The sequence below is a fragment of the Dyella sp. genome, from assembly GCF_051954575.1.
Lineage (GTDB): Bacteria > Pseudomonadota > Gammaproteobacteria > Xanthomonadales > Rhodanobacteraceae > Dyella_B.
On record NZ_JBQCHP010000078.1, the window covers coordinates 33,754 to 47,878 of the forward strand.

11 protein-coding genes and 1 pseudogene are annotated in these 14,125 nt (G+C 62.9%); 5 read left to right on the forward strand and 7 right to left on the reverse strand.

Annotation, left to right across the window (positions count from 1 at the left end; translation table 11 throughout):
* Positions 1-4: 4 nt before the first annotated feature.
* Positions 5-1,000 carry an aminopeptidase gene (locus ACTHNE_RS10715; RefSeq protein ID WP_414649771.1) on the forward strand — a complete coding sequence of 332 codons (996 nt, stop codon included), beginning with the start codon at positions 5-7 and terminating at the stop codon, positions 998-1,000.
* Positions 1,001-1,058: 58 nt separating this feature from the next.
* On the opposite strand, the gene ACTHNE_RS10720 is transcribed toward ACTHNE_RS10715, so the two are convergent.
* The gene (locus ACTHNE_RS10720) at positions 1,059-1,877 is read right to left on the reverse strand and encodes a c-type cytochrome (protein WP_440269239.1); all 819 of its coding nucleotides are present in this window, start codon (positions 1,875-1,877) and stop codon (positions 1,059-1,061) included.
* Between the two features lie 404 nt (positions 1,878-2,281).
* Here ACTHNE_RS10720 and pncB point away from each other — a divergent pair, with 404 nt between their 5' ends.
* Positions 2,282-3,481, forward strand: a complete 1,200-nt coding sequence (gene pncB / locus ACTHNE_RS10725) for a nicotinate phosphoribosyltransferase (RefSeq protein WP_324945785.1) — start codon at positions 2,282-2,284, stop codon at positions 3,479-3,481.
* Positions 3,482-3,784: 303 nt separating this feature from the next.
* Here the strand turns inward: pncB and ACTHNE_RS10730 are convergent, their stop codons facing one another.
* Positions 3,785-4,468 carry a response regulator transcription factor gene (locus ACTHNE_RS10730; protein WP_324945933.1) on the reverse strand — a complete coding sequence of 228 codons (684 nt, stop codon included), beginning with the start codon at positions 4,466-4,468 and terminating at the stop codon, positions 3,785-3,787.
* Positions 4,469-4,674: 206 nt separating this feature from the next.
* On the opposite strand from ACTHNE_RS10730, the gene ACTHNE_RS10735 reads away from it, so the two are divergent.
* Both ACTHNE_RS10735 and ACTHNE_RS10740 read left to right on the forward strand, forming a co-directional pair.
* A complete protein-coding gene (locus ACTHNE_RS10735; protein WP_324945930.1) occupies positions 4,675-6,132 on the forward strand; it encodes a DUF4139 domain-containing protein in 1,458 nt (485 codons plus the stop codon).
* A 210-nt stretch (positions 6,133-6,342) separates the two neighbouring features.
* Entirely contained in the window at positions 6,343-7,101 is a 759-nt protein-coding gene (locus ACTHNE_RS10740; RefSeq protein ID WP_440269240.1) for an enoyl-CoA hydratase/isomerase family protein, read from the forward strand.
* A 337-nt stretch (positions 7,102-7,438) separates the two neighbouring features.
* On the opposite strand, the gene ACTHNE_RS10745 is transcribed toward ACTHNE_RS10740, so the two are convergent.
* From ACTHNE_RS10745 to ACTHNE_RS10755, 3 genes and pseudogenes are all read right to left on the reverse strand, one after another.
* The gene (locus tag ACTHNE_RS10745; protein ID WP_324944342.1) at positions 7,439-8,290 is read right to left on the reverse strand and encodes a sulfurtransferase; all 852 of its coding nucleotides are present in this window, start codon (positions 8,288-8,290) and stop codon (positions 7,439-7,441) included.
* 2 nt (positions 8,291-8,292) lie between these two features.
* Positions 8,293-9,068 (reverse strand): annotated as a pseudogene (locus ACTHNE_RS10750) (CoA pyrophosphatase).
* Between the two features lie 87 nt (positions 9,069-9,155).
* The gene (locus tag ACTHNE_RS10755; RefSeq protein ID WP_324944339.1) at positions 9,156-9,926 is read right to left on the reverse strand and encodes an FKBP-type peptidyl-prolyl cis-trans isomerase; all 771 of its coding nucleotides are present in this window, start codon (positions 9,924-9,926) and stop codon (positions 9,156-9,158) included.
* A gap of 295 nt (positions 9,927-10,221) precedes the next feature.
* Here ACTHNE_RS10755 and ACTHNE_RS10760 point away from each other — a divergent pair, with 295 nt between their 5' ends.
* Positions 10,222-11,004 (forward strand): enoyl-CoA hydratase/isomerase family protein, encoded by a 783-nt coding sequence (locus ACTHNE_RS10760; RefSeq protein WP_440269241.1) that lies wholly within the window; start codon positions 10,222-10,224, stop codon positions 11,002-11,004.
* 98 nt (positions 11,005-11,102) lie between these two features.
* Here ACTHNE_RS10760 and ACTHNE_RS10765 read toward each other — a convergent pair whose 3' ends face one another.
* Positions 11,103-12,023 carry a DUF1684 domain-containing protein gene (locus ACTHNE_RS10765; protein WP_324944334.1) on the reverse strand — a complete coding sequence of 307 codons (921 nt, stop codon included), beginning with the start codon at positions 12,021-12,023 and terminating at the stop codon, positions 11,103-11,105.
* A gap of 72 nt (positions 12,024-12,095) precedes the next feature.
* A complete protein-coding gene (gene mutL, locus ACTHNE_RS10770; RefSeq protein ID WP_324944331.1) occupies positions 12,096-13,916 on the reverse strand; it encodes a DNA mismatch repair endonuclease MutL in 1,821 nt (606 codons plus the stop codon).
* Between the last annotated feature and the right edge of the window lie 209 nt (positions 13,917-14,125).

The following is a 14,125-nucleotide window of genomic DNA, read 5'->3' on the forward strand; positions in this document are numbered from 1 at the left end:
TGCCATGCTCGGTGCCTGCGCCAATCTTCGCTACTACGCGCATGTGGCGCATGGCGAAAGCGCCTTGCTGCTACAGCGCCGCTCCGTCAGCAAGGTGGTGGCCGATCCCGCGACCGATCCGAAACTGGCCGCGCGTTTGCGCTTGTCGCAGCAGGCGCGGCAGTTTGCATCCGATCAGCTCGATCTGCCGCACAACAGAAGCTACACCTACTACGTGCAACTGCATCGTCCGTACGTGGTGTGGAACGTCTATGCCACGCTGCGCTTCTCGGTGGAGGCGGTGCCGCAATGTTTTCCGATCGCCGGCTGCGTGGCCTATCGCGGCTGGTTCGACCAGCAAAAGGCGAGGGCGAGTGCCGAGCGCCTGCGCGCGCAAGGCGATGATGTCTATGTCGGCGGCGTATCCGCCTATTCGACGCTGGGCTGGTTCGCCGATCCCATCCTAAGCAGCATGCTGCGCTGGGACGACGACGAACTGGTCGGCACGATCTTCCACGAGCTGGCACACCAGAAGATCTACCTCAAAGGCGATACCGCGTTCAACGAAAGCTATGCCATGTTCGTAGAGGAAGAAGGCTTGCGCGCCTGGCATCGTTCGCGCGGCGAGCCGGCCGGCGACGATCACACGCAGGCGATGGACGATGGCTTCACCAGGCTGGTGCTCGATCTGCGCGAGCGCCTGAAAAAGCTCTACGCCAGCGGCGCAGGCGAAGAAGCGATGGCCCAAGCCAAGCAACGCGAGATCGACGCCTTCCGCGCGCGCTACGCCACGTGGCGCGACCAGCACTGGCCGAACGACCACCGCTACGACAAGTGGGTGGCGCAACCGATCAACAACGCCACTTTGTTGCCGTTCGGTCTGTACGACCAATGGACACCGGCGTTTGCGGCCTTGTTCACGCAGGCGGGTGGACAGTGGCCGGCGTTCTATGCGTGCGTGCGTGCGTTGGCGAAGGAGCCGAAGGCGCAGCGGGAAAGCACGCTGCGCGCGTTGCTGTAAACCGTATGCATCCCGTGATCGCGTCGTAGGTTGGAGTTCGGCTTCGCCTCAGCCCAACCTACGGTAATCGCGCCGGCCTGTGCTTCGCCATATACGTGAGATACGCCATCACCGCGTCCAGGTCCGCATCCGACAGCGACGCCTGCGTGGGAAAGCCGGTCATCCTCCCTTCCGGCCAGCGCCGCAGCGATTGTGGATTGCGGATGAAGGCGCGTAGCATGGCCGGGCTGAGGTATTCGGTAGGGCTGTGCGGGATATTGAGATCCGGCCCCAAGCGCGCATCACCCTCGCCGTTGAGCGTATGGCAGGCGAAACAGGTGCGCTGGAACACTGCATAGCCGCGACGTACGGGGCTGTCCACAGGCACGGATGCAGCCGGCGCGGTGGCGGGAAAGCGCGCGGCGATATCCTGCGTCCCATCGATTCGCGCCAACTGGTAGGGCCATTGCTCGCTGCTGATCTGCGCAGCGGCCGGGTTCGTCCACACCACATAGAACGGGCCGGCATCGCCCTTGTTGCCGGGAAGCGCCGGCCAGGGGTGCTGCGGGTCTTCGATCGCCAGCCACGCCTGCGCGCCGGCCTGGTTGAGGATGGCGTCGCCGGCGATGTCGACCGAGAAGCCGTCGTTCGCAACGAATTTCAAACGTTCGCCATGCGCAAGCCCAGGCAACAGCGCACGCAGCGGTACGGCTTGATACTGCATGGCGCGATGGAATGCGACGTCATCGGGGATGCTCACTTTTTGCACATCCGGGCGAGCCAACAATTGCCCAGTGGTCCATATGCGTGCGCCATGGCCGGTGTCGATGCGCAGGTCGGCGGCGTGCAGCGGCAGGGCACAGCACAGTGCGAGCAGGGCAATGCAGCGAACTAACATGCGGATGGCCTTGTACTGAAGGTCAATGGGAAAAGATGCAAATGAAACTTTGGCGATCTGTCGAGTTGGTCTTGCCCTAGCTATCGGAAAGCTGAACCAAAGCAATCGTTGTCTTGAACTTCGTTGGTAGCGGCCACACTAAGATTCCGTATCGCCGTGAGGCGACGAGCGGATGCCACAGCTTATCGTGGCATCCAGGGGTCGGTTCCCAGTTTACCCTCCCCCCGGAACGCGACCTAACAAACCCCGGCAGTTATTCCCCTGGCTGCCGGGGTTTTATCTTTTCTTCCTGTGCGAAATCGCCAGCGGTTCTATCACCGACTGTTCACGGCTGCCGTTTCGGCAGGATAATCGGCGTCCAGCGTGCCACGTGCGCGACGTTTCTTCTCCGACATGGACGCTCCATGATCGTCAGTTCCCTGCTCGACACCGATCTTTACAAATTTTCAATGATGCAGGTGGTGCTGCATCAATACCCTGCGGCGCAAGTGGAGTACCGCTTCAAGTGCCGCAACCCCGGCGTCGACCTGGTGCCGTACATCGACGAAATTCAGGCGGAGCTGAAGGCGCTGTGCAGCCTGCGCTTCACCGAGCCGGAGCTGGACCATCTGCGTAGCTGGCGCTTCATCAAGAGCGACTTCGTCGACTTTCTCGCGCTGTTCCAGCTCAACACCAAGTACGTAGAGATATTTCCCTCGCCGCTCGGCAATGGCGAAATCGAAATCCGCATCATCGGGCCCTGGCTGCATACCATCCTGTTCGAAGTGCCACTGCTGGCGATCGTCAATGAGGTGTACTTTCGCAACAGCTGTCCCGACTACGACTTGACCGAAGGGCGCCGCCGCCTGCAGGAGAAGATCGCGCTGCTCTCCAGCACACCGGGCTACCAGGAGTGCCGCATTGCCGATTACGGGACGCGCCGGCGCTTTTCGCGCCAATGGCATCGCGAAGTGGTGGCGACGCTGCACGAAGGCCTGGGCATGCAGCTGGCCGGTACCAGCAATGTGTGGCTGGCCCGGGAGTTGGGCCTGCGTCCGCTGGGTACGCTGGCGCATGAATACCTGCAAGCGCACCAGGCGCTGGGGCCGCGCCTGCGCGATTCACAGGTGGCGGCGCTGGAAGCCTGGGCGAAGGAATATCGCGGCGACCTGGGCATCGCCCTGTCCGACGTCTACGGCCTGACCGCCTTCCTGCGCGATTTCGACATGTACTTCTGCAAGCTGTTCGACGGCACGCGGCACGATTCGGGCGATCCGTTCGCCTGGGGTGAGCGCGTGCTGGCGCACTACCAGGCCAACCGAGTCGATCCTCGCAGCAAGATCCTGGTGTTCAGCGATAGCCTGGACATTCCCAAGGTGATGCGGCTGTTCAAGCACTTCCACGGACGCTGCCAGCTGGCGTTCGGCGTGGGTACCAACCTCACCAACGACGTCGGCCCCGCGCCGCTCAATATCGTGATCAAGATGGTTCGCTGCAACGGCCAGCCGGTGGCCAAGCTCAGCGATTCGCCGGGCAAGAACATGTGCGATGACGAAGCGTATATCGCTTACTTGCGGCAGGTGTTCGACATCCCCGTTATCACCGAAGTGGAATCGGCCGCGTAGGTTGGGGTGCAAACCCTGATATATCCCCACGTTTTTTCGTTTGGTGCATATGTGCCCGAAATGCCGTCATTCCCGCGAAAGCGGAGGCGCTTTTCAACAGCGAATGCTGGTCAATCCATCTGCTCTGATGCAAAAGCAAAGATGGATTGACCAGCATTCGCTGTTGAAAAGCGCCTCCGCTTTCGCGGGAATGACGGCATTTCGGGCACATATGCACCAAACGAAAAAAATGGGGATATATCAGGTGCAAACCCCAACACGGCCATGCCCATGAACATGGCGATGCTGGGGTTTGCACCCGACCTACGCGCTTCCAGAAGTATCCGGTTGCGACGACGAAGCCACCATCCCGTGCTCCATCGCATACCGCAACAGATCCACATCGCGCTCGATACCCAGCTTCTGCATGGCGCGCGCCTTCTGCGTGCTGATGGTCTTCTTGCTGCGACTGACGCGTTCGGCGATCTCGTTGACGGTAAGGCCGCTCGCATAGAGCCGCACCACCTCCAGCTCGCGCTTGCTCAACGGCTGCAGCGCCTGGCCGCCGCGATTCATATCCCGCATGTGCAGGCTTTTCTGCACGCTGGGCGAATAGTAGGTGCCGCCCGTTGCCGCGGCGTGGATGGCGGGCACCAGATGGCTCAGTGCATCGGACTTGCTGACGATGCAGCAGATGCCCTGCTTCTGCAGGGCGCCGAGCACGGCCGGGTTGTCCAGCATGGTCAACACGACCAGCTTTACCGATGGATAGCGCCGCTGCAGAAACGAGAACAGCGCAATGCCGTCTCCATGCTCGTTGCCCGGCATGGAATAGTCGGAAACGAGCACATCACAATGGCCCGCATCCAGGATGCGTAGCAGTTCGGTGGAATTGCCCGCCGTGCCGGTCAATCGGATGGTGCTGACGGAAGACAGGCTGTGTTCGATGCCGGCGATCATTCCCGGATGATCGTCCGCAAGCACCACTCTTAGCGAGAAGCCATCCATTTGCGGCCTTTGAGTCCGTTGCGCATTCAATCATGAAGCATCCGGCGGCGCTGCACCGGCAAACGCCGATGGTACGCCAGTTTGGCCAGGGCATGCGGCATGGCCACCGCCGCCTGAAGCGCGCGCGAATGGCCTGGGGCTGGCGCGCATACACTGCTTGGGTGCACTCGTTATGATCGGCCTCACTGTCGTCAAAGGAGTGCGTCATGCCGATCAACTATCGAACCGTGCTGGCCGTGGCGATCGCCGCGCTGGGGGGCGCCACGCAGGCTAAGGCCGCCGATGGCGCCTCGATCACGCTGTATCGCAGCGATAGCCCAAGCTTGTACGCCAGCAGCGGCCAGAGCAATGCCGACGAGGGCTACGCGGTGGTGCGCGAGCGGCGCAGCGTCAGCTTGCAATCGGGTGTGCACGACGTGGTGCTGGGCGATCTGCCGAACCATCTGGATGCCGAAGCGATGGCGCTGGGCTTTCCCGGCGGCGAGGCGAAGGTGGTTTCGCAACGGCTGTTGCTTGGCCAGGGCCCCAACGCGGCGCTAACCGGTCTGACCGGTAGCAGCATCAGCGTACTGGGCGACAACGGCCAACCCTTGGCGAGCGGAACCTTGTTGCGCGCGGGTGGCGACGGGCTGGTCGTGCATGGCAGCAATGGCACCACGTTGATCCACCAATATGCCGCGGTGAACACGCAAGCAGGAAGCTTCCCTACCGGCTCCAGCCTGCGCCTGCGCGTGGATGCCGCACGGGGCGGACAGGCTGAGGCCCTGCTGAGTTATCCCACCTCGGGCATCGGCTGGCGTGCGTCCTACGTGGCTATGTTGCAGCCAGGCAATACCTGCAGCATGCAGTTCGAGTCACGCGCCAGCATTGCCAACCGCAGCGGCCGCGATTGGCAGGACATCCACCTGACCCTGATCGCCGGCGAACCGAATTTCGCCAAGGAGACCGCCCCCCGCCCGATGATGATGCGCGCGATGGCCGCGCCGGCAGCAAAGGAGGCGATGCCCGAACAGTCCTCGATGGGCGATTACCGCAGCTACACACTGCCCACGCCGATCGACCTGCCTGATGGCAGCATCAGCCAGGTGCCGCTCTATACCCCGCGCACGGTAAGTTGCGAACGCACCGCACTTTACGAGAACGGCGGCAACTGGATGCCGCCGCAACCGATGCTCAATCGCGAATTCAACACCGACAACAACACCAGCATCATCAGCACGCTGCGCTTCCAGGCCTTCGACAGCCTGCCGGCCGGTTATCTGCGCGTGCTCACGGCCGATCGCAACGGCGTGCCGCAATTCATCGGCGAAGGACGCATCAACGACACGCCCAAAGGCAGCGACGCCACCATCACGCTGGGCACGGCATTCGACCTGCGCGGCCAGCGCGAACGCAGCAGCTTTCACGTGGACAAGGCCGGCCGCACGCTGGATGAAGCCTTCCATATCACGCTGACCAACGCCGGCGACAGCGCACGCACGGTGACGGTACGCGAACATCCCAATCGCTGGCGGCAATGGACGGTGACTTCGTCCAGCGTAAAGCCGAGCAAGCAGACCACCGACACACTGGAGTTCAAGGTGGAGGTACCGGCCAACGGCAAGGCCGTGCTCGACTATGCCGTGCGCTATACCTGGGCGGCTGACGATCAGCCGCAATCCTGACTACGCGATGATTGCTCCCTCCCCTGCGTGCAGGGGAGGGCCGGGGTGGGGTTGCACGAGCTGGCGGCACGATTGGAATTCATAGCGAGGTTGCTTCACCCCACCCAACCCTCCCCTACTTCGCAGGGGAGGGAGCTGATCGCGGCACGCAACAGGTTGTATGGGTTCAAATGAGTACTATTCGATCCTAACCCTCCAGTCGGAACGTCCATGCTTACCATCACCAAACACGACGCCGTAACCGATATCCAGCTGGCCCGTCCACCGGTCAATGCGCTGAACCTGGAGCTGCTGCGCGCCTTGCAGGAAGCGCTGGCGAACGCCGTGCGCGATGGCGCGCGCGGCGTGGTGTTGTCCGGCGCGCAAGGCATGTTCTCCGGCGGCGTGGACGTACCGGCCTTGCTCACGCGCGATCGCGCCGGTGTGCGCGAATTCTGGCGCGAGTTCTTCGTCACCTGCGCCGCGCTGGCACATTTGCCGGTGCCGGTGGCGGCGGCCATCACCGGACACAGTCCCGCAGGCGGCGCGGTGCTTTCGCTGTTCTGCGATTACCGCGTGATGGCGCAAGGGCCGTACCGCATCGGCTTGAACGAAGTGCAGGTGGGGCTGGTTGCGCCCGATTGCATCCAGATGGCGTTGCGGCGCGTGGTGGGTGCGTATCGCGCGGAACGCCTGCTGGTGTCGGGTGCGCTGATCGATGCAGAGCAGGCGCTGGCGTATGGTTTTGTGGATGAATTGGTGGGCGTGGATCAAGTGGCCACGCGTGCGCTGCATTGGCTCAACGAAACGCTGGCCTTGCCTTCACATGCGATGTTGGAGACGCGCAAGATCGCGCGGGCGGATTTGACGCGCACGTATGCGGATGTGGATGCGCTGCCGATTGATGGGTTTGTGGATGCGTTTTTTCACCCGCAGACGCAGGTGGCGTTGCAGGCCCTGGTGGACCGGCTTAAGAACAAGGCTAAATAACGCGGCAATGCACGCTGACGTGCGCTGGGTTTTTCGCTTGATGATTTCAGCGAAGCCATGAGGCTGTACGCGCTGCACAGGACTTTCAAACCACCTCATCGTCATTCCGGCGAACGCCGGAATCCAGTCAAGAATGACGTGCGAAGCACACGATGTAAGAGGTTTTGTGTGCTTCGCACGATATATCCAAACTGGATTCCGGCGTTCGCCGGAATGACGACTCGATTTTTTAGCGATCTGCGCGTTGCCGACTATTTGGTGAAAGTCCGTCGCAAGATTGCTTCACCCCACCCCAACCCTCCTTCCCTACTACACGTAGGGAAGGGAGTAGATCCTGCTACGCATTCCCCGTCGCAACCGGCCGCGACGGATCGCTGACCCAACCACTCCATGACGGCGGATACAAGCGCGAACCCGCCAACCCGGCATGTTCCATCGCCAGCATATTGTGGCAAGCGGTCACACCCGAGCCGCACATATGCACCACCTGCTCCGGCGCGCGATCACCGATCACCGCGCGAAATGCCTCGCGCAATTCAGCCGGCGATTTGAAGCGGCCATCGGCTTGCAGATTCTCGGTAAACGGACGGTTCGCCGCGCCCGGCACATGCCCGGCGGCGCGATCGATCGGCTCCACTTCGCCGCGGTAGCGCGCAGTGGCGCGCGCGTCCAGCAACAGATGATCGCCCGGCGTGTTGGCGGCGGCGGCGTGGTCGAGCACCATCATGGCGGCGTCGTAATGCAACTGCACTTGCGTCGGCTGCCGTTGCGGAATTGCCTGTGTAACCGGCAGGTTCGCCGCCTTCCATGCAGCGAAGCCGCCGTCGAGTACGGCGGCCTCGCGCACGCCGCACAGGCGCAGCAGCCACCACAGGCGCACGGCGGCCAATGCGCCATTGATCGCGTCGTAGCTCACCACCTGCAAACCAGGGCGCCAGCCCCAGCGGGCGAGCACGGCGGAGAACGCTTCTTCCGTCGGCAGCGGATGCCGGCCGAGGCCTTGCGGTACGCGCGTGAGATCGGACAGGTCGTGATCCAGATCGGCGAACACCGCGCCCGGAATATGCTCGGCGAGGTACTCGCGCTCGCCCTTCTGCGCGTCGGCCAGTTCATGGCGGCAATCGACGATCAGCACGCCATCGGGTGGCAATGCGGCCAATTCTTCGGCACTGATCAAGGTGCTTTTCATGGCTACTCCATCCTCTGCAAAAGATGCTGCAAGATCGCCGCCGTGGCGCCCCAGATGCGATGGCCCTGGTAGTGGAACTCCACCATCTCGCGGCGATGCCCGCGGTAATCCATCTCGTAGCGTTTCAGGTTGGCGGGGTTCAACAGGAACGCCAGCGGCACTTCGAACACTTCCGCCACTTCGTCGGGCGCCGGCAGGAACTGCGCCTCGGCGGCGATGCGCGCCACCACCGGCGTGATGCAGAAACCGCTGATGGTTTCAAAGCAATCGAGATAACCCATCGGCGTAACCAGCGACGGATGCAGGCCAATTTCCTCTTCGCTTTCGCGCAAGGCGGTGGTCAATGCGTCGGCGTCGGTAGGGTCGGCGCTGCCGCCGGGAAACGCAACCTGCCCGGCATGCGAGCTCAAGTGATCGGTGCGTACCGTGAAAATCATGCTCTGCTCGCTTCCATCGCGCACGCCGATCAGCACGGCGGCGGAGCGGCGCTCGATTTCGCCGATCAGCTCGTTCATCAGCGCATGGTTCCAGCCCGGCGGCGACGGCGGCTGCGACAGCGGACGCAGGGCGCGCTGCAGGGCTTCCATCATGCGCTCTCGCGCGCGGGAAGCAGCACATCCATGTAGTGGGAACGTTCGGTGTCGCTCATGCTGCGCCACCGTGCGATTTCATCGCCGGTTCGATAACAGCCTTCACAAAAGCCGCGCGCGTCGAGCAGGCAGATGCCGACGCAGGGGCTCAAGATGGCTTGCTGAGGGAAAGTGACGGACGTAGACATGCGCCCGACATGCTAATGGAAGCGGCGAAGCGAGTGTAGGTGGCGTGCAAACTCCAACGCGCTCACCAGCCCCGTTGGGTTTGCACCCTACCTGCGTTCGTCGAGCAGGGGGCCTGGTGCCTGCGGATTCGGCGGTTTGATGTCCAGTAGTTCGATATCGAACACCAGCGCCTGGTTCGGGCCGATACGCGGCAGCAAGCCTTGTTCGCCATAGGCGAGCGAGGGCGGAATCACCACTTTCCAGCGATCGCCCACGTGCATGCGCGGGATCACGTACTGCCAGCCGCGGATCACCTTGTCTACGGGGAACGTGACCGGCGCACCATGCGCCCAGGTGCTGTCGAATTCGGTGCCGTCGATCAGCATGCCGCGGTAGTTCACCGTGACCATGCTGTCGATGGCGGGAGTGGCGGTGCCGTTGCCTTTCTTGATCACCGAATATTGGATGCCCGACGGCAACTGCACCACACCGGGCAAGGTGGCGTTATGGCCCATGTACTCGGCGCTTTTCTTCGCGTTCTCGGCGCCAATGTGCTTGAATTCCGCCATCGCCTGTTCGTGCATGCGCTCGCCCAGGCTCACCAGCTGGTTGTACATGTCTTCCTTGGGCACCGCCGGCGCGCGCTTGGCGTACGCATCTTCGATGGCCTTTTGCAGCACGGCCATGTCCACCGGGAAATCGCCGTCGGCGAACTGCGCGCCGATGCGGTAGCCGATTGCGTAGGAAAGCTTGTGCTTGTCCAGCTTCACCACCGGTGATTGCTTCTGCGACGGGCTGGACGCATTCGTCCCCTGCGCCTCGACCGCAAACACGGCGGGCAGCAGGAGAAGCGGAAGCAGCCAACGCATACGTCTCATTACATTCTCCATGATGCAGTGCCGCCCAATGACTTCATGCAGGTCGCGTGCTGGACAAGCGGCTGCCCGACGAGCAAACAGAACCGGCGTGATGACTTCGAGGCATGGGGGCGGACTCCAAGCATACGGCGAAAGCGGTCATCCTAAGCGGTTCGGCCGTTTGATGCAGCCATGCCACGGGGCCGGCGCGGCGATCCGCCAACCGCTGGATGATCGGGGCTGGCATTGAGAAAGCCGGCGGCAACAAAGGTTCCCGCTGCTAAAATCGGCGTTTTCCGCTGATACGGAGTCCACCATGGCTTACCGCAACCTCGAGATCGGCCATCGCGGTGCCGTGCGCACCATCACCGTCAATCGCCCGGACAAGCTCAATGCGCTCAATCGCGAAACCTTGAACGAACTGACCCTGGCCTTCGCTCAGGCCGCGCAGGACGATGCCGTGCGGGTGGTGGTGCTGGCCGGCGCCGGCGACAAGGCGTTCGTGGCCGGCGCCGACATCAGCCAGATGAATGGCTACACCGCGATCGAAGCGCAGAGCTTTTCGCGCACCGGCCAGCGGCTGATGAGCAGCATCGAACGGCTCGGCAAGCCGGTGCTTGCGCGCATCCAGGGCTTCGCGCTGGGCGGCGGCATGGAACTGGCGATGTGCTGCCACCTGCGCATCGCCAGCGAGAAAGCCAGGTTCGGCCAGCCGGAGATCAACCTCGGCCTGATCCCTGGCTTCGGCGGCACCCAACGGCTATTGCGCCTGGCCGGCCGCAGCGCCGCTCTCGAACTGTGCCTGAGCGGCGCCACCATTACCGCGCAACGCGCCTATGAGCTGGGCATCGTCAACCGCGTGGTGGCGCCCGAGGCGCTCGATGAAACCGTCAACGCCCTCGCCGACCAGCTCGCCGCCGCCGCGCCGCTGGCTGCCGCGAGCATTCTCGACTGCGTGCTGCAGGGCGGCGAAACCTCGCTGGATCAAGGCCTGGAGTTCGAAACGCAGGCGTTTGCGTTGATGTTTGCGACGGAAGATATGAAAGAAGGAACGAGTGCGTTCCTGGAAAAGCGCAAGGCGACGTTCAAGGGTTCGTAAATCGGGAATCGTTACAGCAGAGCGTAGGTTGGGGTGCAAACCCCAACGTCGCCATGTCTGTGTCGATGGCAATGTTGGGGTTTGCACCCCAACCTACGTCAGTGGCCGCCGCGGTATTTCTTTTCGCCCGCGGTAATGCGCAGGTCCAGGCGATTTTCCGGCGGCGCCAGCGGGCAGGTCGCGAACGGCGTAAACGAACACGGCGGGTTGTAGGCCTTGTTGAAATCCAGCACCACCTTGCCGTTCTGCGGTAGCGCGGCATAGAGGAAACGCGCGGCTCCATAGGTTTCGTGGCCCGAGGTGCGATCGGCCAGCACGAAGAACAACTCGCCGCCCGGTTCTTCCTGGTACGGCAGCAATTCGTACGTATGCCCGTCGCGCGTGAACACGGCCTTGCCCGGTACCTTCACCGTATCGATGGTGCCGATCACCGAGCCGATCTTAAGATCATGCGGCGGATCGAACGGCACCCAATCGGCCACGATGCGCCATGACGGATCGATCGAAAAATAATCGATGCCGAGAAAATGCTTGCGCGAGGCGGCTTGGGTGTCTTTCACGCGCAGCGCCTTGCGGCCTTCGCGATCGATCACGAAAAAGTTCGCCGTGCCGAACGCCACCTTGGTCGGCGATGCATTGCCGCTGACGTGCATGTCGTCGACCAGCGCGGCTTGTGCGACCTGCTTGCCGTCGATGGTCGCGCCGCTCTCCTTGGTCAGCGTGATATGCACCTGGCCGGATTTGTCCAGCGTGACCACGCCCAGGTGTGCAGGGCCGGCCTGCAGGATGATGTCGTTATCGGATGCGCTGCCGACCTTGTTGGCGCCTTCCTGCAACCATTCCAGCCCGATCAGGCTGAGCCAGCCTTCCGGCGCGGTGAGCCGTTCGACGCGTTCGGCACGCCATTTCTCGATGCTTTGCTGGTACGCATCGGGCGCGGTGTTGGAGGGAACGGTATCGGCATGCACGAGGGCGACTCCAGTACTCAAGATCAGTCCAGCCAGGACGTTACGCCACATGGGTTTCGCTCCGCGCAATACAAGCTTGCGTAAGTTGGGTTAGCGCAGCGTAGCCCAACGATACCGCCTGCCCTATCGACCACGGAGAAAAAGCTTATCCAGTTCGGTCATGCCCAACTGCACCCAGGTGGGACGGCCGTGGTTGCATTGTCCGGAGCGCTCGGTGGCTTCCATTTCACGCAGCAGCGCGTTCATTTCCGGCAGGCTCAGACGCCTTCCCGCGCGCACCGAACCGTGGCAGGCCATGGTCGAAAGCAATTCGTTTTCCAGTTCCTGCAATTGCCGCGAGCTGCCGTGCTGCGCCAACTCGCCCAGCACGCTGCGGGTGAGCTCGGCGACGTCGGCGCCTTCCAGCAAGGCCGGAATGCGGCGCACCACCACCGCGGACGGCCCGCTGCGCGAAAGCTCCAGGCCCCAGTCGGCCAGCGCTTCGCCGTGTTCTTCGGCGGCGGCGGCTTCCTTCGCGCTGACCGGCACCGACAGCGGCACCAGCAGGATCTGCGAGCGCAGGTTGCTGCACACGCGGCCGGATTTCAGTTTTTCGTAAGTGATGCGCTCGTGCGCCGCATGCATGTCGACCAGCACCATGCCGTGTGCATTCTCGGCAAGGATGTAGATGGTCTTGAGCTGCGCGATGGCGTAGCCCAGTGGCGGCGCTTCGCTGGTGTCGGCGGCGGGCATGCTCGGCGCCGCCATGGGCGCAGGTTCAGCCGTGCCAAGCAAGGCGGCGTAGTCCGCCAGCGGTTCTTCGCGCACGCCCAGTTGCAGCCGGCTTTGCGGCGCATAGCTGGGCCAGTGGCTGCTTGCCTGGCGACTTACTTTCTGCACCACCGCGGAAGCCACGCCGGTATCGGCGGGCCACGTGGCCGCTTCCACCGGCACGTGCAGGCCGGCGCGCGTTTCGGCGAGCGCTTCGTGCAGCGTGCGAAACAGAAAATCGTGTACCAGGCGCTGCTCGCGAAAACGCACTTCGCTCTTGGCCGGATGCACGTTCACGTCGACGCCCGCCGGATCGAGTTCCAGATACAGCACGAACGCAGGATGCCGGCCATGGAACAGCACGTCGGCATACGCCTGGCGCACCGCATGTGCGACGACGCGATCGCGCACCAGACGGCCGTTCACGTAGAAATATTGCGCATCGGCCTGCGGGCGCGAAGCCGTCGGCAGGCCCACCCAGCCGGACAGGCGCATGCCCGCCGAGGCATGATCGATATGCAGGCTCTGCTGCGGAAAGGATTCGCCCAGCATGTCGGCCACGCGCGCGAGCATGGAAGTTTCATCGCGCGCCGCCTTCCACACGCGCACCAGCTTGCCGTTGTGGCTGAGCCGGAACTCGGCGCTGCCGCGCGCAAGTGCGAGCGACTTCAACAGATCGTCGATATGCGCGAACTCGGTGCGTTCCGCGCGCAGGAATTTGCGCCGCGCTGGCACGTTGTAGAACAGGTCGCGCACTTCCACGCTGGTGCCTTGCGGATGCTGCGCAGGACGCACGTCCTGCATGCGGCCGCTGTCCACTTCCAGGCGAAACGCGTTGTCTGCACCGCGCAGGCGCGAGGTCATGGCAAAGCGCGCCACCGATGCCATCGAGGCCAGCGCTTCGCCGCGAAAGCCCATGCTGGCCACGTGTTCCAGATCGTCGAAGCTGCCGATCTTGCTGGTGGCGTGCGAGGCCACCGCCAACGGCAGATCGTCGGCCGCGACGCCGTCGCCATCATCGCGCACGCGAATCAATCGCGCGCCACCAAGTTCGATGTCCACTTCGATACGCGCAGCACCCGCGTCGAGACTGTTCTCGACCAGTTCCTTGACGACCGAAGACGGCCGCTCGATCACTTCACCGGCGGCGATCTGGTTGATGAGCTCGGGAGGAAGCGGACGGATGCGGGACATGGGGCGCAAGCTTAACAGCGTGCGGCGGCGTCAACTATCCGGATCCGTAGGATGGGGTGCGAACCCTGATATATCCCCACGTTTTTTCGTTTGGTGCATATGTGCCCGAAATGCCGTCATTCCCGCGAAAGCGGAGGCGGGTTTTGAAAAGGAAATGAGGGGAAAACAAAATTTGTTTTTGGAAAGATGGAGGTGGGTTGACAACCTAT